25 protein-coding genes and 1 pseudogene are annotated in these 22,846 nt (G+C 67.5%); 7 read left to right on the top strand and 19 right to left on the bottom strand.

The annotated features are described in order from the left end of the window. Window positions 1-107: 107 nt before the first annotated feature. Both ACFWZ3_RS15875 and ACFWZ3_RS15870 read left to right on the top strand, forming a co-directional pair. Complete coding sequence (locus ACFWZ3_RS15875; RefSeq protein ID WP_439708650.1) at window positions 108-2,900, top strand: PAS domain-containing protein; 2,793 nt, start codon at window positions 108-110, stop codon at window positions 2,898-2,900. Window positions 2,901-2,974: 74 nt separating this feature from the next. Next, window positions 2,975-4,642: a M28 family metallopeptidase gene (locus ACFWZ3_RS15870; protein ID WP_439708649.1), complete on the top strand. Its 1,668-nt coding sequence runs from the start codon at window positions 2,975-2,977 to the stop codon at window positions 4,640-4,642. Window positions 4,643-4,845: 203 nt separating this feature from the next. Here the strand turns inward: ACFWZ3_RS15870 and ACFWZ3_RS15865 are convergent, their stop codons facing one another. The 9 genes from ACFWZ3_RS15865 to ACFWZ3_RS15825 form a co-directional block, all read right to left on the bottom strand. Further along, entirely contained in the window at window positions 4,846-6,201 is a 1,356-nt protein-coding gene (locus ACFWZ3_RS15865; RefSeq protein WP_439708648.1) for a hypothetical protein, read from the bottom strand. Between the two features lie 127 nt (window positions 6,202-6,328). Continuing rightward, window positions 6,329-6,910 carry an alpha-ketoglutarate-dependent dioxygenase AlkB gene (locus ACFWZ3_RS15860; RefSeq protein WP_439708647.1) on the bottom strand — a complete coding sequence of 194 codons (582 nt, stop codon included), beginning with the start codon at window positions 6,908-6,910 and terminating at the stop codon, window positions 6,329-6,331. Window positions 6,911-6,917: 7 nt separating this feature from the next. Next, window positions 6,918-7,883 carry a cation diffusion facilitator family transporter gene (locus tag ACFWZ3_RS15855; RefSeq protein ID WP_439701653.1) on the bottom strand — a complete coding sequence of 322 codons (966 nt, stop codon included), beginning with the start codon at window positions 7,881-7,883 and terminating at the stop codon, window positions 6,918-6,920. 2 nt (window positions 7,884-7,885) lie between these two features. Continuing rightward, window positions 7,886-8,623 carry a DNA-formamidopyrimidine glycosylase family protein gene (locus tag ACFWZ3_RS15850; protein ID WP_439708646.1) on the bottom strand — a complete coding sequence of 246 codons (738 nt, stop codon included), beginning with the start codon at window positions 8,621-8,623 and terminating at the stop codon, window positions 7,886-7,888. Between the two features lie 137 nt (window positions 8,624-8,760). Continuing rightward, window positions 8,761-9,477, bottom strand: coding sequence for a DUF72 domain-containing protein (locus ACFWZ3_RS15845; RefSeq protein WP_439708645.1), 717 nt, complete (start codon window positions 9,475-9,477; stop codon window positions 8,761-8,763). Window positions 9,478-9,617: 140 nt separating this feature from the next. Continuing rightward, entirely contained in the window at window positions 9,618-10,394 is a 777-nt protein-coding gene (locus tag ACFWZ3_RS15840) for a class I SAM-dependent methyltransferase (RefSeq protein WP_439708644.1), read from the bottom strand. A 204-nt stretch (window positions 10,395-10,598) separates the two neighbouring features. Then, a complete protein-coding gene (locus ACFWZ3_RS15835; protein ID WP_439708643.1) occupies window positions 10,599-10,871 on the bottom strand; it encodes a hypothetical protein in 273 nt (90 codons plus the stop codon). Window positions 10,872-10,894: 23 nt separating this feature from the next. Next, window positions 10,895-11,314 carry a CBS domain-containing protein gene (locus tag ACFWZ3_RS15830; protein WP_209621474.1) on the bottom strand — a complete coding sequence of 140 codons (420 nt, stop codon included), beginning with the start codon at window positions 11,312-11,314 and terminating at the stop codon, window positions 10,895-10,897. A gap of 434 nt (window positions 11,315-11,748) precedes the next feature. After that, window positions 11,749-12,246 (bottom strand): hypothetical protein, encoded by a 498-nt coding sequence (locus ACFWZ3_RS15825; RefSeq protein ID WP_439708642.1) that lies wholly within the window; start codon window positions 12,244-12,246, stop codon window positions 11,749-11,751. A 125-nt stretch (window positions 12,247-12,371) separates the two neighbouring features. Here ACFWZ3_RS15825 and ACFWZ3_RS15820 point away from each other — a divergent pair, with 125 nt between their 5' ends. The 3 genes from ACFWZ3_RS15820 (at window position 12,372) to ACFWZ3_RS15810 (ending at window position 14,455) form a co-directional block, all read left to right on the top strand. Further along, window positions 12,372-12,554: an oxidoreductase-like domain-containing protein gene (locus ACFWZ3_RS15820; protein WP_439708641.1), complete on the top strand. Its 183-nt coding sequence runs from the start codon at window positions 12,372-12,374 to the stop codon at window positions 12,552-12,554. Window positions 12,555-12,622: 68 nt separating this feature from the next. Then, entirely contained in the window at window positions 12,623-13,735 is a 1,113-nt protein-coding gene (locus ACFWZ3_RS15815) for an FAD-dependent oxidoreductase (RefSeq protein WP_439708640.1), read from the top strand. 201 nt (window positions 13,736-13,936) lie between these two features. Then, window positions 13,937-14,455: a hypothetical protein gene (locus ACFWZ3_RS15810; RefSeq protein WP_439708639.1), complete on the top strand. Its 519-nt coding sequence runs from the start codon at window positions 13,937-13,939 to the stop codon at window positions 14,453-14,455. Between the two features lie 6 nt (window positions 14,456-14,461). On the opposite strand, the gene ACFWZ3_RS15805 is transcribed toward ACFWZ3_RS15810, so the two are convergent. Next, window positions 14,462-15,409, bottom strand: a complete 948-nt coding sequence (locus ACFWZ3_RS15805; RefSeq protein WP_439708638.1) for an HDOD domain-containing protein — start codon at window positions 15,407-15,409, stop codon at window positions 14,462-14,464. 254 nt (window positions 15,410-15,663) lie between these two features. Between ACFWZ3_RS15805 and ACFWZ3_RS15800 the strand changes: the two genes are divergently transcribed. Continuing rightward, window positions 15,664-16,656 carry an LLM class flavin-dependent oxidoreductase gene (locus tag ACFWZ3_RS15800; RefSeq protein WP_439708637.1) on the top strand — a complete coding sequence of 331 codons (993 nt, stop codon included), beginning with the start codon at window positions 15,664-15,666 and terminating at the stop codon, window positions 16,654-16,656. Window positions 16,657-16,711: 55 nt separating this feature from the next. Here the strand turns inward: ACFWZ3_RS15800 and ACFWZ3_RS15795 are convergent, their stop codons facing one another. From ACFWZ3_RS15795 to ACFWZ3_RS15760, 8 genes are all read right to left on the bottom strand, one after another. Beyond that, window positions 16,712-17,143: a hypothetical protein gene (locus tag ACFWZ3_RS15795; RefSeq protein ID WP_439708636.1), complete on the bottom strand. Its 432-nt coding sequence runs from the start codon at window positions 17,141-17,143 to the stop codon at window positions 16,712-16,714. 8 nt (window positions 17,144-17,151) lie between these two features. Continuing rightward, complete coding sequence (locus ACFWZ3_RS15790; RefSeq protein ID WP_439708635.1) at window positions 17,152-17,487, bottom strand: hypothetical protein; 336 nt, start codon at window positions 17,485-17,487, stop codon at window positions 17,152-17,154. A gap of 75 nt (window positions 17,488-17,562) precedes the next feature. Next, window positions 17,563-18,291, bottom strand: coding sequence for a di-trans,poly-cis-decaprenylcistransferase (locus tag ACFWZ3_RS15785; RefSeq protein WP_439708688.1), 729 nt, complete (start codon window positions 18,289-18,291; stop codon window positions 17,563-17,565). A gap of 63 nt (window positions 18,292-18,354) precedes the next feature. Then, on the bottom strand, window positions 18,355-18,660 hold the full coding sequence (locus ACFWZ3_RS15780) for a winged helix-turn-helix domain-containing protein (protein WP_439708634.1): 306 nt from the start codon (window positions 18,658-18,660) through the stop codon (window positions 18,355-18,357). Window positions 18,661-18,724: 64 nt separating this feature from the next. After that, complete coding sequence (locus tag ACFWZ3_RS15775; protein ID WP_439708633.1) at window positions 18,725-19,324, bottom strand: hypothetical protein; 600 nt, start codon at window positions 19,322-19,324, stop codon at window positions 18,725-18,727. A 256-nt stretch (window positions 19,325-19,580) separates the two neighbouring features. Further along, a complete protein-coding gene (locus ACFWZ3_RS15770; protein WP_439708632.1) occupies window positions 19,581-19,850 on the bottom strand; it encodes a hypothetical protein in 270 nt (89 codons plus the stop codon). A gap of 311 nt (window positions 19,851-20,161) precedes the next feature. Continuing rightward, on the bottom strand, window positions 20,162-20,641 hold the full coding sequence (locus ACFWZ3_RS15765) for a nuclear transport factor 2 family protein (protein ID WP_439708631.1): 480 nt from the start codon (window positions 20,639-20,641) through the stop codon (window positions 20,162-20,164). 219 nt (window positions 20,642-20,860) lie between these two features. Then, window positions 20,861-21,223 (bottom strand): HIT family protein, encoded by a 363-nt coding sequence (locus ACFWZ3_RS15760; protein WP_439708630.1) that lies wholly within the window; start codon window positions 21,221-21,223, stop codon window positions 20,861-20,863. A 153-nt stretch (window positions 21,224-21,376) separates the two neighbouring features. Here ACFWZ3_RS15760 and ACFWZ3_RS15755 point away from each other — a divergent pair. Continuing rightward, a pseudogene (locus ACFWZ3_RS15755) lies at window positions 21,377-21,629 on the top strand (integrase core domain-containing protein); the annotation flags it as partial. Window positions 21,630-22,238: 609 nt separating this feature from the next. Here ACFWZ3_RS15755 and ACFWZ3_RS15750 read toward each other — a convergent pair. Then, complete coding sequence (locus ACFWZ3_RS15750) at window positions 22,239-22,598, bottom strand: hypothetical protein (protein ID WP_439708629.1); 360 nt, start codon at window positions 22,596-22,598, stop codon at window positions 22,239-22,241. Window positions 22,599-22,846 lie beyond the last annotated feature (248 nt).

Raw genomic sequence — 22,846 nt, 5'->3', positions numbered from 1 at the left:
GAGGGGCATGGCGGACGCAACGGCCACAATCCCACGCCAAGCCTCACGTCGTCCGTGCCCAGCCTGCGCTACAGTGCCTTGGCTGGCCCTAGGTACGAGGGATTGTCATGCAGCACCGCGCGGGTCCGATCTCTGCCCAGGCGCGCGCCGAGTTGCCGTTTGGCAGCGAGGCACGCCGGCTGGAGCTGGCGACGCGCGCCGCCAGGCTGGGCGTCTGGGACTGGAACCTGCTCGACAACACCTTCGTCTACTCGCCCCGCGCCCGCGAGATCTGCGGCCTGCCGCCGGGCGACGCGCCGTTGAGCCTGGAGCAACTGCAGGCGTGCACCCATCCCGACGACCTGCCGCGCACCCACGGCATGCTGCTGCGTGCGCTTGATCCGACGATCCGCGAGAGCGTGCCCTACGAGTACCGCGTGGTGCACCCGGACGGCCAGGTCCGTTGGGTCGTGGCCCACGGCGAAGCGTTGTTCGCGCCGGTCGACGGCGAGGTGCGCGCGGTGCGCTACACCGGCACATTGCAGGATGTCAGCGAATGGCGGCAACTGCGGGCAGCGCTGGAAACCAGCGAGGCGCGGCTGCGCCTGGCGATCGAGGCCGGGCGCATGGCTGTGTGGGAAGTGGACCTGCGCAACGAAACCATGGTCGGTTCGCCCGAGCTCAACCGCCTGCTCGGTTTTCCCGAGGACGCCACGCCGACGGTCGAACAGATCCGCGCCGGCTACCCGCCGGGCGAGCGCGAGCGCGTACAGACCGGCATGGTCGACGCGCTGGCGCGCGGCGAGCGCTTCGTCGAAATGGAGTTTCGCTACAACTGTCTCCACGGTGAGCAGCGCGCGCTGCTGCTGCGTGCGGAAATCCACGTCGTGGACGGCCAGCCGGCGACCGCGATGGGCGTTCTGATGGACGTCACCTCCCGCCGCCAGGCCGAGGACGCGCTGTGCGCCAGCGAGGCGCGGCTGAAGCTGGCCCAGCGGGTGGGCAAGATCGGCGTGTGGGAGTGGGAGCTGCCATCGGGGGATGCCAGTTGGTCGCCGGAAATGTACGTGCTGTTCGGGCTCGACCCCGACGCCGGGATCACGCCCGAAGAGGCCTGGCTCGCCACCGTCTTCCCGGAAGACCGCATCGCTGTCGACGAGGCCGTGCGTCGCAGCACTGAAAGCGGCCAGCCGGTGGATATCGAGTTCCGCATCCGCGCCCACGGCCAGACCCGCTGGATTCTTTCCAAGGGCACGCCCGTGACCGACTCCGACGGCCGGCGCCGGATGATCGGGGTCAACCAGGACGTCACCGGCGCGCACCAGCAGCGGACCGCGCTGGAGGACCGCAATCGCGCGTTGCAGGAGGAGGCCTTCAAGATCGGGCGCGAGCGCGAGCGCGTGTTCGAACTCAGCCGCGATCTGTTCGCGGTGGCCGGATTCGATGGCTACTTCAAGGTGATCAACCCGTCCTGGACGCGCATCCTCGGCTACGACACCGAAACCCTGCTCACGCGGCCGTTCCTGGATTTCATCCACCCGGAAGACCGCGCGGCCGCCAATGCCGTGCTGGCCTGCCTGCGCCGGGGGCACCAGGCGCCGCCGTTCGAGAACCGCATGCGCTGCCAGAGTGGCAGCTGGCGCTGGATCGCGTGGACCGCGGTCGCCGAGTACGACCGTATCTACGCGGTGGGCCGCGACATCACCCAGGAAAAACTCGCCGCGCAGGAACTGGAGGCGGCCAACCGCCAGTTGCGCAACCAGATCGAAGGCCGCGAGCGGGTTGAGGCGACGCTCCGCCAGATGCAGCGGTTGGAGGCGGTCGGCCAGCTCACCTCGGGCGTCGCGCACGACTTCAACAACCTGCTGACCATTGTGCTGGGCAACCTCGACCTGATCGAAATGACCGTCGACGAGCCGAAGGTGCGTCGCCGACTGGAACTGATGCGCCAGGCCGCCCTGCGTGGTGCGACGCTCACCTCGCAGCTGCTCGCGTTCTCCCGCCGGCAGCGGCTGGAGCCCAAGGTGGTCGACCTCAACGGCACCGTCCAGGGCATGAGCGAATTGCTCCGCAGCACGATGGGCGGCAGCGTCGCGGTGGCGGCCCACCTGCAACCGGGATTGTGGAGCGCGCTGGTCGATCCCACCCAGATCGAGCTGGTGATCCTGAACCTGGCGATCAATGCGCGCGACGCCATGCCGGTGGGCGGCAGCCTGGCGATCGAAACGGCCAACGCCACGCTTGCCGGCGAACCGCGGCAGCCGGGCGAGCCGGCCGCGGGCGATTACGTGGCCATCTCGGTCACCGACACCGGCACCGGCATGAGCGAGGAGGTGCGGGCGCGCGCGTTCGAGCCCTTCTTCACCACCAAGAGCGTGGGCAAGGGGTCCGGCCTCGGGCTGGCCCAGGTGCTCGGGTTTGCGGAGCAGTCCGGCGGCGGTGTGCGTATCGAGAGCCGTCCCGGCGCGGGCACCACGGTCCGCGTCTACCTGCCACGCGCGCAGGCGGGTGCGGCTGTCACGGAGCTCGCGTCCGACCACCACACCCATGCCGAACCGTTGGCGCAGCGCCGGTTCGCGCTGCTGGTGGACGACGACTGCGCCGTCCGCGACGTCACCGCCGCACGGCTGCGACAGCTCGGCTTCGAGGTGCTGGAAGCCGGTTCCGGCGGCGCGGCGCTGGATCTGCTCGATCGCTCGCCGCAGGTGGACCTGCTGGTTGCGGACTTCGCCATGCCCGGCATGAACGGTGTGGAGGTCGCCCAGCAGGCGCGCGCGCGCCGGCCGGACCTGCCGGTGTTGTTCGTCACCGGCTACGCGGACCAGACCGCACTGGCCGGCGTCGGCGAGGAGCGGGTGGTGCAGAAGCCATTCCGCGACGACGAGCTGGAGCGCAAGGTGCGGACGGTGCTGGGCGGCTAGTACAAGGCCGCGGTAGGAATCCGCCGCCAGCCTGCCTACCATGCAAGGGGTGTCTCCTCGCAAAGGTGCTCGCCTTGAACCGATCGCTCGCTTACGCCATTGCCGCGGCCCTGCTCGTGCCCGCGCTCGCCAGCCCCGCGTGGGCCACCGACCTGCCCACCTTCGACCCGCACCGCCTGTCGCAGGAGGTCAGGACGCTCTCGTCCGATGCCTTCGAGGGCCGCGGCCCGGCCACGCCGGGCGAGACGAAAACGGTCGACTACGTGGTCGCGCAGTTCAAGGCGGCGGGCCTCGAGCCCGGCGGTGCGATCGTGGACGGCAAACGCACCTGGACGCAGCCGGTGCCGCTGGGCCGGTTCGAAATCGTCGGCACGCCCAGCTTCTCGCTCACCGAGGACGGCAGGAACGTCGCGCTGACCCAGGGCGAGCAGATCGCCGTGCGCGCATCGATGGATGGCAGCCGCAAGGTCGACATCAACCACGCGCCACTGGTGTTCGTCGGCTACGGCGTCGATGCACCCGAGCGGAACTGGGATGACTTCAAGGGCGTCGACCTCAAGGGCAAGATCGGCGTGGTGCTGGTCAACGACCCCGACTTCGAGAGCGGCAAGGGCGATTTCGGCGGCAAGGCCATGACCTACTACGGCCGCTGGACCTACAAGTACGAGGAAGCCGCCCGCCAGGGTGCGCTGGGCATGCTGGTGGTGCACGAAACCGCGCCGGCCTCCTACGGCTGGGCCACGGTGAAGAACTCCAATACCAACGTGCAATTCGACATCGTGCGCGACCAGCCGGCCGCGGAGCACCCGACGCTCGAGGGCTGGATCCAGCACGACCTGGCGGTGCGGATGTTCAAGGCCGCGGGGCTGGACTTCGCAACGCTGAAGAAACAGGCGCAGACGCGCGACTTCAGGCCGGTGACGCTCGACGGCGTCACCTTCTCGGCGCACTACGACGTCGATGCCAAGGTGATCACCTCGCAGAACATCGTCGGCCGCGTCGAGGGCGCCAAGCGTCCGGACGAGACCGTGATCTACAGCGCGCACTGGGATCACCTGGGCGTGGGCGCACCCGATGCCAAGGGCGATCGCATCTATAACGGCGCGGTCGACAATGCCACCGGCACCGCCGCGCTGATCGAGCTGGGGCGGGCCTTCGCGCACGCGTCCCGGCCGGAGCGGTCGGTAATCTTCCTGGCGGTGACCGCGGAGGAAAAGGGCCTGCTGGGCTCGGAGTACTACGCCACGCATCCGCTGTACCCGGTCGGGAAGACCGTGGCGGACATCAACACCGACGCGCTCGACCCGGGCGGCCCCGCGCGCAACTTCTCCATCTCCGGCAACGCGAAGCTCGGTCTGCTCGACCGCCTGATCGCCCTGGCCAAGACCTACGGCATGAGCTATGCGCCCGATCCCCATCCGGAAGCGGGCAGCTTCTTCCGCTCCGACCACTTCTCCTTTGCCAAGCAGGGCGTACCGGCGATTTCGTTCGAGTCGGGCAACGACCTGGTCAAGGGCGGCAAGGCGGCCGGCGAGGCCGCGGGCAAGCGCTACAACCGCGAGCACTACCACCAGCCCTCGGACGAATGGCAGGCCAGTTGGACCTTCACCGGCATGGCGCACGATCTGCGGCTGCTTTACCAGCTGGGCTACCAGCTCGCCGATTCGGATGCCTGGCCGGAGTGGTCCAAGGATTCGGAATTCCGCGCGGTGCGCGAGAAGACGGCCGACCAGCGCAAATAGCGCTGGAGGGACCGCCCCCATCCGCCTGTCGGCACCTTCCCCCGTGAACGGGGGAAGGCTCGACCCCGGAACCGCGCGCTCGATCTTTCCTTCCCTTCGCGGAGTAAGGATGACCCACTGAAGCCGCACACTCGATCCTTCCCCCGTCCCACGGGGGAAGGTGCCCGAAGGGCGGATGGGGCAGCCTTGCCCCAGCCCACACGCTAACGCCCTCGCACACGGATCGACCGGCGCCCGAGCACACGCCCTTGGGCATCCGTCGCCACCAACCGATAGCTGCCCTCCCGCAGATACAGCTCGCTCACCGACGCTCCCCCCGTTGGCCGCAGTCCGCGGCCTGCCGGCCCGGAGGAGGGCGGCGGATCGAACACCAGCCGGTCCGCGGGAATCGCTGCATCCGGCTCGTCGGCGTAGCGCGCCTCGACCAGGCAGGGATAGTCCGCCCGGCAGAGGCCTTCGCCATCCACGCGGTACGGCGTGCGCAGGTCATCCAGTGCCAGCCAGGTCGGCCGGCCGCGGCGCAGGGCCTCGGGCGGGAACAGCACGCTCACGTCGTAGCCCTCGCGCAAGGCCCACGGCTTGCCGTCCCCGCCGATGAACACCAGCGGCCGGGTCGGCTTGAGGCGTGTCACCAGGTCCGTGTAGTAGGGATGGTCGTGCGTGGCATCGGCATGTGGCACCAGCATGGTCTGCTCGACCGTGAGCGGGTCGATGTCGACCAGTTTGCGCAGGTGCTCGGCCATCGACTGCCCGCCGAGGTACTTGCCGCTTTCCTGGATGTGGCCGTAGCCGGCGTCGACCACCAGCCGCGCTTCAGGGTGGGCCTTGAACACGCGCTCGTAGAGGTTGCGCGCCTGCGAACGCTCGCGTGCGTCGCCGCCGTCGCCACGTTCCGATTCGTACGGCACCACGCGGTAGCCCAGCCTGAGCGCGGTACGCACCATCTCCGCGCATAACGGCTCGTTGGTGTAGAAGCCGCTGCCCTCGATCGGGTAGCCGCGCGCCTGCAACTTGTCGTCGCGTGCGTAGAGGGTCTCTGCGGCGAAGGTGTCGAACCCTTCCTCGCGCAACCGCGCCAGCAACTCGATGGTCAGCGTGCGGGTCAGCGGCAGGTGGTGGGCCTCGTTGAAGAAAACCGCCTGCCGGCCGCGGGCGAGCCTGGCGATCGCGTCGACGGCTGGCTGCGCGTGCATGCCCGATGCAAGCGGTGGCGCGTGGTCGTCTGGCTGCTGGACGCCTTGCGCCGAGAAGCTTGCCGCCGCGTTCGGGTAATCGCCGATGTAGGTCTGGTACCAGGCCAGATACTGGCTGAAGATCACCGGGAAGGCGGGATTGCGGTCGCCTTCGAACATGGCCGACAGCATGGTCTCGTAGCGCCCCAGCAAGGTCTTCTGGCGATCGGCCTGGCGCATGATGCGGTCGGCCTTGTCGGCCGCCTGCATCTGCAGGGCATACCAGCGCTCGGGCGTCATCGCCGGCTGCTCCTGCCTGGGCATGGCGGCCATGCCGATCGGGAGCAGCAGGCAGGCGACGCAGGCGGCAAGGCAACAGGAGGGCATGGTCGGAAGCTCCGTGCGTGTCGCAAGTCTGTACCAAAACCGTGCCGGTGTAGCAGCCTGGACGGCTGTGTAGGGTGGGCTTCAGCCCACCGTTACATCGCGCAAAACCGGTGGGCTGATGCCCACCCTACGGGGGCGGCCGCACGCGGAAGGCCAGGCTGATCCGCGGCTCCATCGGCGCACGCTGCTTGGGGATGCCGTGGTCGTAATGGAACTGGCTGGCGTAGTCCATCAGCAGCAGGCTGCCGGCCGCCAGGTCCAGGTGCAGCACGCGCCGTGGCGGGTGTTTGGCGCGGATGACCATCTCGCGCGTGGCCCCCAGCGACAGCAGCACGATCGGATGGCCGCGCACGAGGTCTTCCAGCTTGTCGTTGTGCGGGGCCACGCTGTCGTGCTCGTCGCGATAAAGATTCAGGCCCACGCTGGTGAACGGCGCATCGACTACAGCGTGCACCGCCGCGAGCGCCTCGTGCAGCGGCGCGGGCAGCGCGGGATCGGCTAGCTCGAAGTGCGCGCGCAGGCGCGGCACGTCGACCTCGCGCTCGTACATCATGCGGCGGCCGCCGCGCCAGGCGATGCCTTCGAACAGCTGCGCGAACCATGCCTGCGCGGTATCGGCGGCCACCACGTCGGGGATGTACACGACCCGGCCGCTGGGGTCGTCGAAGAGCACCTGCGGGCCGGCAGCGAACAGCGAGAACTGGGCCATGGCCGCCTCACTCCCGCGGCGCGTTTTCCCGCGCGATGGCATGCTGGCGCGCGCGCCAGGTTTCGGCGGTCTGCGGCTTGACGAACAGCGACGTGACTTCCGCGTGGCAGCTCTTGACGGCCTTCTCGATGCGATGGATGCACTGCTCGATCTGCGGCGTGGTCAGCTCGTCCTCGAATTCGGCGCTCAAGGCCGCCACCACGGTGTGCGGCCCCATCTGCACCGTCAGCACGCCGTTGACGCGTCCCACGCCCGGATCGTTGGCAGCGATCTCCAGCAGCGATTCGCGCAACTGCGGATGCGCCGGTTCTCCGATCAACAGCCCCTTGCTCTCGCGCGCCAGCAGGCTTGCGGCAATGGCCAGCACGATCGCGATGCCGATCGAGGCTGCCCCATCGAGCTCGGGCATATCGAACACGCGCGCGCACACCACGCCGGCGAGCGCAATCAGCAGGCCGAGCAGCGCCGCCGAATCTTCCAGCAGCACGGTGAAGGTGGTCGGGTCCTTGCTCTTGCGGAAGGCCTCGAAGTAGCCCATGGAGCCCTTGGCGGCGCGAAACTCGCGCAGCGCCAGGTACCAGGAGGTGCCCTCGAACACCATCGACACGCCCAGCACGATGTAGTTGATCAGCGGATCGCTCATCGGCTCGGGATGGCGCAGGTGGTTCACGCCCTCGAACAGCGACACGCCCGCGCCCAGCGCAAACACCAGCAGCGCCACGATGAAGCTCCAGAAATACAGCTCCCGGCCGTGGCCGAACGGATGGACGGCGTCGGGCGGTCGAGCGGCCTGGCGCATGCCGTAGAGCAGCAGCAGCTCGTTGGAGGTATCGACCAGCGAATGCACGCCTTCGCTGAGCATCGCCGAACTGCCCGACAGCGCAGCCGCCACGAACTTGGCGATGGCGATGGCCAGGTTGCCGGCGAGGGCGGCGTAGACGACCAGCCGCGAGTTGGACGATGACGAGGACATCCTCAGCTCTCCACGTAGCGCCGCTGGCACAGTTCGCAGAAGAAACTGCGGCGGTTGGTTCTGCCCAGATAGGCGCGGTGGAACTTCACGTGGTCGCGCGGGCAGATGCTCTTGTTGTGCGCCAGCCAGTGCTTGCGCAGTACGAAGGCCCGCTTCCACTGAAGAAACTCGAAGCTGTACTGGCGCGCCTGCTCGACGAGCTCGCGCAGCTTGCGCGCCGGCAGGGCGCCGATGGTCGAGAGCGGATGCGTGCGGATGCGGAACAGCACCTCGTTCTTGATGATGTTGCCTACGCCGGCGAAGACGTCCTGGTCCAGCAGCGCGTCGCAGGCGAGGGTATCGGGCATCGCGCGCAGGCGCTTGCGTGCGAGCGCCGGGTCCCAGACGTCGGACATCACGTCGGTGCGCCAGTCGTAGAGCTCGTCGAGATCGCCCTCCAGCAGCCGTACCGAGCAGCTGTAGAAGTTGATCTCACCCTCGTCGAACTGCAGGCTCAGTCGCGGCGCAGCTTCCTTGCGCTCGTCGATGCGGTAGCTGCCGAACATCAGCAGGTGGATCCGGATGGTCACGTCCGGCAGCTCGATCAGCGTCTGCTTGCCGAAGCTGCGGAAGGCGGCGACCGGCTGGCCGACCAGCCGTCCCATGTCGATCTTGGCGTTGCCTTCGGCACGCCGGATCGTGCGCCCGGTGAAGGGCGCCACCTCTTCCCGCAGGATGACGATCGAAGGGCCTTCGGGCACGAATCACCTGTCGCGGCTGCCTTGGGCTGATTCTGGGCGGCCCGGGGGCACGTCGGAGTGAACGCCGCGTTGCAGGAGCGCACCTGTGCGCGACCGTGGGGCACGACCGGGCATGGCGGTCGCGTACAGGTGCGCTCCTACAAGGAGCCGAGCATGCGCTTCAGGTCGAGGGCGTTGGCCGTCGCGTGGCCCAGCGTCGTGTTGTCGAAGATGCACCAGGCGTGCGGCGCCCGGCGCAACCGTCGCGCCACGCGTTCGAGCGCCTGGGACGCGTAGGCGTCGTAGTACGTGCGCGGCGATCCGTGCAGCCGCAAATAGATGCGATGGCGGTCGCCGCCAGGCAACGCCGCGCGCGGCACGCGCGCCGGGTCGGCCGCGACGCGCGATATCGACAGACCGCGCAACGCCTGGTCGACAGCCGCCGTGAACCACGAGGCATGCCTGGGCTCGCATGCCAGCGCACCGTCGTAGCCCTCCCGCAAACGCTCGAAGAAGGGCAGGGCGACCGATGCCTCGAACGCCAGGCTCGGCGGCAGTTGCAGCAGCAGCCAGCCCAGCTTGTTGCCCAGCTCGCCGACCTGGTCGAGGAACCGCGACACCAGCCCGTCGCACGAGCGCAACCGGCATTCGTGGCTGATCGCCTTGGGCATCTTGGCGGCGAACCGGAAATCCGCCGGCACGCTGTCCGCCCAGCGGCGCCAGGTCGCCGGGCGGTGCGGGCGGTAGAAGCTGGAGTTGATCTCCACGCAGTCGAAGACCTGCGCGTAGCGTTCCAGCGTGCTGCCTTCAGCCGGGAAGGCAGCGGCGTGCGCCTTCGGGATCGACCAGCCTGCGCAGCCGATGCGGACGGTCACGCCATCACCGACGCCCCGGCCGGGCTTTTTGCCTCTGTAGGAGCCCGCTTGCGGGCGATGCTCTCCAGCAGACCGCAACCGCCAAAGCATCGCCCACAAAGTGGGTTCCTACGAAGAGCGCACCGCGGCATGTGGCGACCTCAACCTTTCGGCTTGCGGAACCGGTACATGAACTGGTCCGTATGCCCGCGGATCGACTTGTCGAACACCTTGATGTCGTGCGGATCGGCCGGGTTGCGCAGTGCGTCGCTCTCACCATCGAACACGAAGCCTGCCGATTCGGCCTGCTTGCGGACGATGGCCGGGTCGATGCGATGCAGGGTGTCGGTATCGCGCATGCCCGATCCGGCGGGCGCCACGTGGTCGATCACGACGAACACCCCGCCGGGCTTGAGCACCTTGAACACCTGCTTGTCGAGCACGACCGGGTCGACGTTGCCCATGAACTTGTCCGGGTAGTCGTGGTAGTTCTGCGAGGTGAACACCACGTCGACCGACTTGGGCGCATCGAGCTTCGCCGCCGGCTGCGTGAGCACGCTGACGTTCGCGTAGTGCGGCTGCTGGGCGAGCTTGCGCAGGTGGGTCACGTCCGACTGCGCCTCGGCGGCGTACTCGTTCGGCCACAACGCATAGACGTGCCCCTTGGGCCCGACCACGCCACTGAACACGCGGGTGAAGTAACCGCTGCCGGGAATCAGCTCCAGCACCTTGTCGCCCGGCTTGACCTCGGCGAAGGCCATCACCTGGGCGATCTTGCGGCGGGCGTCGTCGGCGCGATCGGCCTGGCGGTCCGGGTCGTTGATCGCGGAGGCGAGATAGGGCGGTTGCGTGTGCTGCGCGGCATCCTGCGGGGCAGGTGCCGCGTGGGCGGCGGGCAAGGCGAGGGCGATCACGGCGGCGAGGACGAGCGTGCGCATGTCAGGCTCCTTCGGGTTGGGTCTGCGATTGTGCGCCTGGCCTGGCGACAGGGAGCCGTGACTTCTGGGGGAGCTGGCGCCCGCGGGCCAGCCGCAGCCCACGACGAACGGGCCCGGTTGGTGCCAGGCCCGCGTGCTTTGTCCGATCCCGCTTCAGGCCGTCCCTGGCCCTGCATGCCTCCCTGCCAGTCGCCCGGCGTGCGCTCAGTAAGCGCCGCCGGAGGAATTGGGCGTGGTCGAGGTCGGCGCCGGCATGCCCGAGGTCGACGAAGCCGGCGGCATGGTGGCCGGTGGCGTCATCGCGGTGGATGCAGGCGGTGGCGTCATGGGCGTGGTCGGCTGGGATGGCGTGGTGGCCGGCGCGGTCGACGGGGTCGCGGCGCCCGGTTCGGCGTTGTCGTTGGTGCCGTTGTTGCAGGCGGCCAACGCGAACGAGGAGGCCAGCAGCAGGCTCCAGCACAGCAGGCGGATCTTCATGGAAGGACTCCTCCGATGAACGGTCAGTGTGGTTGGGATACGGCGCGGGTGACTTCCTGCTGCAGTGAGCGGGCGTCCGTGCGCTCCAGATCCGCCAGCGAGACGATGCCGCAAAGCGCACCCTTGGCATCGACTACCGGCACCCGTCGGATCTGCTGGCGTTCCATCAGCCTGGCGCAGTCCTCCAGGCTCGCGTCCTCCTTGATGACGATCGGCGGTGCGGTCATGCAGTCCTGTACGCGCACTTCCAGCGGGTTGCGCCCGGCGGCCAGCGTGCGCACGACGATATCGCGGTCGGTGATCACGCCCACGGGCTGACGATCCAGGTCGACCACCGGAATCTCGCCGACGTCCTCGTCGCGCATCGCGCGGGCGACCTCGTCCAGCGGCGAGGTGGTCAGGCAGAACTTCGGGTTGCGGGTCATCACGCGGTCGAGGTCCATGGGTACTCCGGGGCGGCAGCGGGGAAGCGGAACAGAAGGCATGTTCCTCGCGCCCGGTTGAATGCGATGTGCGCGGATCATGAAAGGAGCGTGCAATGCACGCGTCGAGCAACCTCGCCCCTCCGGGGGCAAGGCAGGGCTCGCGGGAAAAAGACAGCGCGCGACTGCTCTGCTTGAGCTCCCTCTCCCCTCGGGAAGAGGGCTGGGGTTAGGGGCCGGGGCTCGCGGGAAAAGACAGCGCGCGACTGCTCTGCTTGAGCTCCCTCTCCCCTGCGGGGAGAGGGCTGGGGTGAGGGGTCGGGGCTCGCGGGAAAAGACGGCGTGCGACTGCGGCGCTCCGAGTTAACAGGACGCGCGCGGCGAAGGGGCATCGACAACACACACCGTGTCGCGAGCCCCAACTCTCCCCTGAGGGGCGAGGGAGCGGATTCGCGCTACGTCAGCGCCGTCGGCTCATCGAACGGCAGCGGCGTGCCGCCCGCGCGTGCAAGCGCCGGCGCGGCACGCGCCAGCAGATCCTTGTCACCGTCCAGCACGACCAGGATGCGGCCTGACGCGATTTCATCCTCGAACTTGCGTCGCACCGGATCGGGCACGGAGGCACCCACCAGCGCGCCGGTCCAGCCACCGGTCAGCGCGCCGGCGACGGTCAGCCCGGCCACGCCCGCCACCGTGATCCCCACCGGCGGGATCGCCACCGCCACCAGTCCGGCCAGCAACCCGACCGCGCCCCCGCCGACCACGCCGCGCAGTGCGGCCGGATAGAAATCGCTGCCGGCTTCCTTGTGCTGCTCGGGGGCCGCTTCCAGCTCGATGTCCGAGCGGGCAATCAGCGAGATGTCTTCCTCGGGCACGCCGGCGGCGCGTGCGGCCTGCATGACGGTCTTTGCAGTCTCGACATCGGGCGTGCTGAACACGTGGCGGGTCTTCATGGCGCTCCTCGCGGGGTGGGGATGGCGGGCGCGGGGACGGCCCGGCACCATCCTTGAGGAACGCGGGTAGGCGGGGCGTGGGCCGCGGGTGTCCATGGCGTGAGCGCGGCCTTACCATTGATTCCATGGCGCTTCCTTTCCCTCCTGATGATCCACCGCCCGCGCCCCCGAGCGAGCCCGATCCGGCCGACTGCTGCGGCGAGGGCTGCGTGAACTGCGTGCTCGATCGCTACGACGAGGCGCTGGAGCGCTACCGTGCCGCGCTCGCGGCCTGGCGCAGACGCCACCCGGACGCCCCGCCGACCTGAGCGCCGGACGGACATCGCCATGACGTCGGCACCGATGCTGCTAGTCTTCGGGCATGCCGTCGGACGCCATGCCCGTGATGATCGCCGGCGCCGGTCCCACCGGACTGGCGGCTGCCCTGTTGCTCGCCCGGCGCGGCATTGCGGTGCGCATCGTCGACAAAGCGACCGCACCCAGCCGCAACTCCAAGGCGCTCGCCGTCAACCCGCGCACGCAGGAGTTGCTGGAGGACACCGGCGTAACCGCGCGCATGCTGGCCGAAGGCTGGACCGTGCGCGGGCTGTCGCTGCACCAGCGCGGGCACGAGGACGTGGCCGTGCCGATCTCGCCCTTGCTCGATACCGACCGGTCACTGCTCGCGCTGCCACAGTCGCGCACCGAAGCGCTGTTGGCCGACGCGCTGGAGGCGCAGGGCGTCGTCGTCGAGCGCGGGGTGAAGCTCGACGCGCTGACGCAGGGCGACGACAGCGTCACTGTCCAGCTGGTGCACGCCGACGGCAGCGTCGAGTCCGCGCAGGCACCGCTGCTGTACGGTGCCGATGGCGCGCACAGCACGGTGCGCCAGGCATTGGGGCTGGCTTTTCCGGGCGACGAACTGCCGGAGCCCTGGCAACTGTGGGACCTGCACCTGGCCGTGCCGCTCGATCCCGACCGGGTGCATCTGTTTCTGCTGCCGGACGGCTTTCTGTTCGCGCTGCGCGTGCGCGACGACATCTGGCGCCTGATCGGCAACAGTGTCGAGCCGTTGGCTGCGCTGCCGGCCGGCACCGTGTGCGGGGACGTGCTGTGGCAGTCGCACTTCCATATCGCGCACCGGGTGGCTGAGCGCGCCGGCGTGGGCCGCGTGCTGCTCGGCGGCGATGCGGCGCACATCCACTCGCCGTTGGGCGCACGCGGCATGAACCTGGGCATCGAGGACGCCTACGTCTTCGCCGACTGTGCGGCGGATGCGCTCCACGGACGGCTCTCGCGCCTGGCCAGCTATGCGCAGCTGCGCCACCCGGTGCATCGCCAGGTGGTGCGGCGCGTGGGCGCGCTGACCCGGCTGATGCAGGGACGCCCTTCGACCCTGCGCGAATTGCGCGACGTACTGGTGCCGCGCCTGATGCACTTCGGCCCCGCGCGGCGCCAGTTCCTGCGCGTGGCCGGCGGCCTGGATCACCCCGTGCGCACGCGCGGCTGAGCGTAGGGTGGTTCAGCCCACCACCTTCGCGCACGACGGGCCCCGGAAACGCCATTCGCGGTTAGGGCGATGCCCCGACCCATCCGCTCGGCAATCAGACGTCCAAACGTGCACTGGCTCGCGTTTGCCGCCTGCCTGCGTTGATCAAGCGCCGTGGCGCCTGTAGATTCGTTCAGGCAATTTGCTCTTGGGGGAGTCCATATGAAGAAGTTTGCATGGGTAGCCGGTGCAGCCTTGTTGCTGGCCGCGTGTGGCGGTTCGCAGGACACGCGCGTGCCGGTGGCGCTCGGCAGCCTGGTGTCGCCGGCGTCGGCGCCGTGGCTGCAGGTCGAGCAGGATACGCAGGACGTCGAGGTCCGCGGCCTGGAGGATTCGTTGACGCTCAAGCCCACGCCTCCGGTATCCGAGGTACTGCAGGCGCGTCTGCGCCAGGCGCTGGAAGGAAGCTATTTCACCGATCTGGTGGTGCAGTGCGAGCAGGTTTTTGCGGAGATGCGCGTGGACAGCGAGGCCACGCCGGCCAGTGTCACGCTCGAGCTGGGCACCCACTGCGCCATCCACGCGCGCGGCCTGGGTTCGGACAAGACCTACCACGTGTCGCCATCGATGCCGGCCCCCGCCCGCGCCGACTACGCCAAGGCGCTGAGCTCGTTGCTGGCCACCGGCGCGGACGACATCGCCTGGCAGCTGCGCGCGGACGTGGACGCCACGCCGCACTGACAGCGCTCAGTCCTGCGCCGGCATGAACTGTCGGCGCAGGTCCAGCTGCCCGCGCCGCATGACCGGTTCCGGGAAGCAGCTCGGCCACGTGCCGCTGTAATCCAGCTCGGCATCCAGCAGGCCGCGTTCGACCAGCAACTGCACCATCGCCAGCGGGTCGGCGCAGGCCAGCACCTTGCCCAGCGACGAGGCCGGCGCCTGCGGGGCGTCGACGCGTTCGACCAGTGCCCCGATCACCTTGGCGGGCATGTCCCAATGGCGCACCGCACGCAGCGACAGCCGCGCGCCGATGCGCATGCAGCCGGCCAGGAACACCGGCGAAAACGGCCCCAGCGATGGCGGCGCTTCCTGGTCCAGCAGGCGCACGATCGCACCGGTGCCGGTATGGCAGACCATTCCGGCCAGGAACGCCTCGAACGGATCGCAGCCGCCATGGCGGCCGAGGAACGCCGCCGCGTGCGCGCAACGCTCGGCGTGTTCCCACAACCACGGCCCGGCCATGTGCCCGCGCATGCCTGCGCTGGCCTGCAGGATCGGTTTCATCACGTGCAGCGTGGCGACCTGGCGCAGTGCGTCGCGGCCCAGCAGCACCACGGCATGTTGCAGGCTGTGGATCGGCTGGGCCGAACGAAAATGCGCGCTGCCCGCCACCCGCATCACCTCGCCGACGAGCACCGGATCGCGACCGATCATCGCGGCCAGCTGCGAGCCGGCCAGGTTGTCGTTCCTCAAGGCACGCAACAGCTGCGGCAACACGCTGGGCAGGCGCGGCAGTCCGCTGACGTCGAAGCGCTCCCCGATCGCCTCCAGCCGCCGCAATGTCGCCTGCTCGGCGGTGCTGGCCGCATCGGTGACGGCCGCTGGCAGCCCCAGCACGAAGCGATGGAAGCGGTCCTCCACGTCCGCCAGCGGCGGACCGGCCTCCCGGGCAGGCACGTCGGTCGCCACCGTCACGACGGGCGGTGCAGGGGCGGGGCGAAGCGGCGTTTTCCTTGCGGCGAAAAGTCGCCGCCACATGGCAATCATCCGGATGCAGGTCCCATGGCGTGCTTCGCGCTGTATCGGCAGCACCGCGCACAAATGTAGCCAGCGTCCCGATGCTCCCAGAGGCGCGGCGAAGTCGAAGCGCCCCCAAGGCCCGTCTCCTGCGCACTGGCAAAGGTCGCCCTGCGGCCCCACATCCTGCGAACGCCGTGCAGGACCCTCGCATGATTCCCTTCTCGATCCTCGACCTGGCCCCCATTACCGAAGGCAGCGATGCCAGCGCCGCGTTCGCCAACACGCTGGATCTGGCGCGGTTGGGCGAACAACTGGGATACCGGCGTTACTGGCTGGCCGAGCACCACAACATGCCCGGCATCGCCAGCGCGGCCACGGCGGTGCTGATCGGCCACGTCGCCGGTGGCACCTCGACCATCCGCGTCGGGGCCGGCGGCGTGATGCTGCCCAACCACGCCCCGCTGCAGGTGGCCGAACAGTTCGGCACGCTTGCCGCGCTGTATCCGGGCCGCATCGACCTTGGCCTGGGCCGTGCGCCGGGCACTGACCAGGCGACCATGCGCGCGTTGCGCCGCTACGCCGACGGCGCCGAAACCTTCCCCGACGACGTACTGGAACTGCTGCACTATTTCGAGCCGGCCCGGCCGGGCCAGGCCGTGCGCGCCGTTCCCGGCGCGGGCCTGGACGTGCCGGTCTGGTTGCTCGGCTCCAGCCTGTTCAGCGCGCGCCTGGCCGCCGCGCTGGGGCTGCCATTCGCTTTCGCCTCGCACTTCGCACCCGATGCGATGGACACTGCGCTGTCGATCTATCGCAGCGAGTTCCGCCCGTCGCCGCGTCTCGCCCAGCCCTATGCGATCGCCGGCATCAACGTGGTCGCGGCCGAAAGCGACGCCGAGGCACGCCGCCTGTTCACCACGCAGCAGCAAAGCTTCATCAACCTGCGCCGCGGCCAGCCCGGGCCGGTGCCGCCCCCCATCGACGATATCGAGGCGTACTGGACGCCCACCGAAAGGCTCGGCGTCGAGCGGGCGCTCGCCTGTGCGGTGATCGGTGGCCCGGCCACCGTGCGACAGGGTCTGGCCGATTTCATCGCCCGCCACCAGCCGGACGAGCTGATGCTCACTGCCAACATCTTCGACCACGCCCTGCGGCGGCGCTCGTTCGAACTGGCCATGCAGGCGCGCGCGCAGTTACCGGGCTGACGTCCAACCTTGCAAGCGCAGTGCGTGACCGGCTCACTGCGCTATCGCATCCCGTTCAAACCCGCCCCCGCTCCGGCTCGCCCCGCGCCGCCTGCGCAAACATCCACGCCGAGCCGGCGAACAGCGCCACGAAAAAGCCGTTCAACAACACCAGTTCCACCGGCCCGCTCCAGGGAAGCCCCAGCCCCTCGACCAGCGCGAATGCGCCAATCAGTGCCTGCGTGAAGGCCATGGCCGCCAACGCCCGCGCCATGCCGGTCGGATGGAGGCGCGCGATCACCGCGCCGGCGGCGCCGATTGCCACCACGCCGAAATACATACGATTGGCCGGGTCGCCATCGGCTCCGATGATGCCCACGCCGAGGCTGAGCCACACGAGGAGGATCGTCGCCACCAACGCCACGCAGGCGGCGGATAGATAAGTGTTTCGATGAAATGGTGTTTGCATGACGTTGCCTCCGCTGAAAACATCCGCCGGCTTTCCCACGCCAGAGCTCAGGCGTGTTCGCCCAGCAAACCGCGTGCAATGAACTGCGCGAGTGTCGCCGCGAACCCCAGGCCAATCGCAAAAACAATCCAGCGCACCCGTAGCCAGGGCGTGCGCAGCGTGGACCACTGCACGGTGAAGTCGACCGGGTAGGCGGCGCAATAAGCCACGTTCGCCATCACCGCAAGCAGGAACAGTTGCAGGAACAGGTCGAGGGAAACGACCCGATCGAAAGCGTTCGCGTTCGCGCCGAAGATGGCTGCGACCACCACGAGCAGGACGAGGTTGTAGACGATCCGGTGACGCTCCCAATAGCGGATGGCGTCGCCGATGACATCGCGCATGTCCGGGCAATTCATGAATGCAACCTCACGCTTGGAATAGGAGGGCAGGGCGATCCCGCCCGTTGACCGGATCGTTCATCGGAAGGCGGTCTTGCGTTCCGGTTCGGCCATGCACGCCTCCGGCAAGCGGCCGAACCGTCGGTTGCGGCGGCCGAACGTTTCGACGGCCTGGCCCAGGTCCTCGCCCGTGAAATCCGGCCACAGCACGTTGGAAAAGAGCAGCTCCGCATAGGCGCACTCCCACAGCAGGAAATCGCTGAGCCGTTGCTCGCGGCCGGTGCGTATCAGCAGGTCCACGTCGGGCGTAGCCGGATCACCATGCTGCGAGCGGGCCAGAAGCGTGCGGAACGCCTCGCGGCTGGCCACCGCGCCCTGGTGCAGGGCTGCCGCAGCGGCGATCGCATCCCGCGAGGAGTAGTCCACCGCAAGCCGCAGGTTCAGCACCTGGCCCGCGGCAGTCGCCGCTTCGGCCTGCTCGATGGTTGTGACCAGCGCGGCGGAAAGACGGTCGCGTCGCCCGATCACGCTCAGGCGCACACCCTCGCGGCGGCAGGCACCCGCCTCCGAATCGAGGAAGTTGCGAAACAGCGCCATCAGCGTGGCCACTTCCGGCGCCGGCCGGCGCCAGTTGTCCGACGAAAACGCGTACAGCGTCAGTGTGCCGATTCCGAGCCGCGGCGAGGCCTCCACCACGCGCCGCACCGCTCCGGCGCCTGCGCGATGCCCTCGGCTACGAGGCCATCCCCGCTCCTCGGCCCAGCGGCCGTTGCCGTCCATGATGATCGCCACATGCAGGTTTTCCATATCCATCAAGCACTCTGCAGTACAAAGTTGAGGCTCGCGCCAAGGCGCCGCGCGCGGGGTCGGCTACTCGCCGGTCCGGGTCGCGGCGATCAGTGCTTCCATATGATTGAGGTAGGCCTCCAGTGCCTTGCGGCCCTTCGGCGTGATGCGGAACTCGGTGCGCGGGATGCGTCCTTCGAAGCCCTTGTGGCAGGCGACATAACCGGCGTCCTCGAGCTTGCGCGCATGCACGCTCAAGTTGCCGTCTGTCGTATTGAGCAGGCTCTTCAGATCGGTGAACCCGAGCCGGTCGTTCACCGCTAGGGCGCTGATGATCCCCAGCCGCAGCCGCTCGTGGATGAGCCGGTCAAGGTCCACCGTGCGCTCCACCGCACCCTCCACCGGCACTAGTGCCGGGCGGGCGTGCCGGGCTTCCACTTTCGCGGTCGATCGCTTAACCACCGTACTTTCTCGCAATGAGCACGCCGAATACCACGTGCAGTCCACCGAACCCCAGACCCAGGCAGATCGCCGGCACGGGCGGGGCGGTAAAGAGCGCGACAGCGCCCAAGAAAAGAAAGAGCACGCCCATCAACGGCACGATGCGGATCGAGAACGTGCCGCCGGCAATCACGGCCGTGCCATAGAGCAGCAGCCACATGCCTGGCAGCAGTGCATCCAGCCCCGCGCGGTACAACACGATGGTGAGGAGCGCCGCCACGAAGATCGCCGGCACGAAGCCCAACGCAAACTGCCGCGCCGGGCGGGACAACAGGGGGACACCCTCGTTACGCGCCTTGAACAGCACCCCTAGCAAGCCCACGCCCACGGCGACCGCCGCCGTCGCCAGCCAGGTCAGCAACCACGCCAGCCGGCTGGGCTGCACCGGCGCGATGATCGCTGCCGCCAATCCTGCCAGGCCCATGACGACGCCGCCCCAGCCAGGCACGGCGGTAAAGGAACTGGCGCGCTCCATGGCGTCGCGGATATAGAGAAGATTCTCCGCGGCATGCTCGTGGAGTGAGACCGTGCTTCGAGGGCGGCGGTTGTCCATGGCGCGAAACTAGGCTTGTCCGATGCGTGCGTCAAGTACTTTATTGTGAAAAGTCGGTGCCGGCGCGCGCGTGAGGTAGAGCGCGTGGGCATCGTGGCCGAGAAGCAATCGCTCCCGCGGCAGCGCTGGGCGGAGCAGATTCGTGCGGTGTTGGAGATCCCCGTCGCAGTGGTTCCCACCCGGGGAGGAGCTCTCGGGAACGCCGGGTGCTGCGACAACCCGATCTGGCAGGTGGCGCGACTCTAGTGCTGCGCGGCTACCCGCCTCTTTTGGCGCGCATGTAAAAAATGCGGAACGCGATCAGCCATAACACCATGGCAACCAACGACCACGCCGCGGCGCTCAAGACAAAGAAGCCATTGAGTTCATGCCCCAATCCCGGGACGCCAGCGCTACTGAGCATCCACAGGGGAAACATGAGCAGGAACAGGTACACCAGCATGCGAATCGGCGGCACCCACATGAGCGCCGCACATACCAGCAGGACGACGGTGGCTTTCAACGCTGCGCGGGCTAAAAGGCTCATGGGTAGTTCGATTGAGCCCAGCCGCTGAGCCGGGCGGTGATGAAACGTCTGCCCCGGGTTGTTGCCAATGGCGGGGCGGGTACCTGGCCTGGCTCAGGGTGCTTTCGATGCGGTAGCCGTCATGGGCGATGGTGATCAGGCCCGGTGAGCCTGGCGCTGGTTGGGTGGCATGCGGCAGGCACAGTGTGCCGCGAAGACCAGGACCATGGCCTTGCACGAGATCGCATGGCTGGCGTTTTCACGGGTGCCTGCCACCAAGCCAAGCCTGCGCAACGAAGCGACGCGGGCTTGGAGGAATGGCCAGGCTCGACTTATTTCTCCAGAAGAGCGTTATCCCAATGCTCGACAATCTTTCCGTGCTCGATCCGGAACATGTCGAACCACGTGGTGGAGTAGGACTGGCCTGTCTTGCCGGGAACCGGATGCGACTGTGCCAGCGCGACGACGACCAGATCGCCCTCCGCAATCATCGCCACGACAGGTGCCTGAATACGATCGGCGACGGGATGTGGCTTGCTGAACTGGCCGAAGAACCGGACGAACCCAGCGCGGCCGCTCGGCACGTTCGGGTTGTGCTGCACGTACCCCACGCTGAGGTATTTGTCGGCGTTTTCGAGATGACCACCTTCCAGAACGTCACGCCAGAAATCATAGACAAGCCGCTTGTTCGCCCGCGCCTGCGACGTCGCTGCCGAAAGCAGGGTGCTCTGATCCGGCGCCGGCACGACCGCGGACTGCGCCATGGCCGAAAGCGACGCGGCAGCGAGGATGGCGATGAGTAGTGACTTCATGGGCTTGGGGCCTTCCTTGGTGGTTTGACTGCTGAGTCGAGTCGCACCGCAAAGCGGTGTCGACGTGGATCGATGGCGCTGGAGCCACAGAGAACCGGTGAAGACGATGGACGCAGCGGTCGCGTGGCACGCCAGATCCAAGCGTCATAAATACGAAGCCATGTGCCTGAATATCGTCATGCCAACAGGAATGTCCAGGTCGCCGGCACGCAAAGGGAGTTACTGCAGTGCAGCCCGCAGACCGGCTGCCAACGCCATACGCTCCGCCGGGGTATAGAGCGCTTTTTGTCCCGCATGCAGCCCGTCGCTTGGGTAGCGTGGAAACACATGGAGATGGTAATGCCAGACATCCTGGTCGCCGGCTGGCCCGTTGTGCTGGCGAGTGGAGATTCCCTCACAGTGCAAGGCGGTCCGCATCGCCTGCGCCAAACGACGTGTGGCGTGAAAGAAATCGCGGCCAAGATCGTCGGGGATGTCCAACACGTTCTCGTAGTGGGTCCGGGGCACCACCAGACAATTGCCCTTGATCCCTGCGTAGTGGTGAGTCGGAACGAGAGCGAACACGTTGGCATCCAGCAGCACGACGGCTGATTCCGGAGCGGGCGACGGAAGCGTCTGGGCGATACCGCAGAACGGGCACTCGTATCCGGGCGGAGCATTCCTCATTGGCTTTATCCCCCTGAACTCAGCCGAGCGCAAAGCGGTTTCGGCTTGGATGGTTTGTCCGGGCCTGCGCCGAGCCAGAACGCCTACGTCGAGTCCTTCAACGGCCGCCTGCGCGACGCGTGCCTCAACGAGCACTGGTTCACCCACCTGCTGAACGCCAGAGCCGTGATCGAGAGCTGGCGACGCGAATACGACGAAGATAGACCAAAGGCCGCCCTCAGCGGGATGATGCCAGCGGCGGCATGCACAGCACTTGGCAAGCACAGCTACGACCAACTCCCAGGACGACAAGCAATCGCATGGTCTGCTTCATAGGGCCTAACGCTCAAGTTAAGCCGCATCGTGCAGCGGGGTGGACCAGGTGGCAAGCTTTACCTGCCGCCCGGGCCGGCCCGTGGAACGATGTCGGCTTGAACGCATTGTTAGGCCTGCGTACCTAGGTAAAAGACTGTAAGGACTGCGGCAGCTGCAGCTCGGATCGAGAACATAACCGCACATGACTTGCACAGGGAAGGAAGGCGCCGCTCAGCGATTGGGTCAACAAAGGCGGTCAAGAAGTAAAGAGATAGCGAAAGCCATGCTAGAACTACGGCTGCTTTGGGGATCAGAAAGGCAACGATTCCACAGGCGATCAATAGCGAAGAGCCAATGTACGCCAGATACTTGATCACGTCTCCCGTGAGCGGATTCCTGTCTTGGTATAGACAGGATTCCTGTATTTCTTCGTTTGCCGCAAGGCCGAAAATGAGGTATCCCGCGAGCGTGTGCAAAATGGCAGTTGCCTTAAATGCTAGTGCGAAGTAGTCCATGCGGGCCTAACGCCTAAGTTGAGCCGAATTGCAGCGCGTAGCTGGCAGCATGGCAAGCTGTACCTGCCGTGCTGACGGCGTAGCGATGCAATTTCGGCTTGAATGCATTGTTAGGCCGCCGCCTACCGTAGATCTATGACGCTGGACGGCTCGATGCCGACCTTTACTGGCAAATCCCTGACGTTTTCCGGGATGTCAGGTCCGAATGCGGGGTGGCACTCAAGGATGAGCTCGCCGTCCCCAAGGAACGCGACGAAGCCACACTCAGTTTCTCCGATGTACCCGGCAACATAAGGGTCGTCAAGCACTTGGGCCTCGGTCGGCAAACTAGGGTGAGCGACCGTGACGAAGTAGCCGCAGCCCGTGTACTCGTAACGGGTCGGCTCTTCTACCGCCGCGATAGCATCCAATTGCTCTATCGAAAGCGCGTGCGCGGCAAGCAGTTGGATCGCTTCTAGCTCGAAGTTGCGCAGTGCTGCCATGTGCGGCCTAACGCTGGAGTTAAGCGGCGGCGAAGCCGTCCGCCTTGAATGAGTTGTTAGGCATGGACGCCGAGAGTGTTGTTGTAAACGGCAACAACCGACCAAGCCAAGGCGAGTACAAGCGACGTCCCCCCAGTTTTGAGTAGCACCTCGGTTTGGAGTCCAATCCCCCATCTGAAGGAGATTGGACGTGAAGAAACGCTTTTCCGAAGAACAGATCATCGGCTTCCTGCGTGAGGCGGAGGCTG

It is taken from the genome of Frateuria sp. GZRR35 (assembly GCF_051900415.1).
In the GTDB taxonomy this organism is placed as follows: domain Bacteria; phylum Pseudomonadota; class Gammaproteobacteria; order Xanthomonadales; family Rhodanobacteraceae; genus Frateuria_A.
This window is presented reverse-complemented; position numbering and strand designations above follow the sequence as displayed.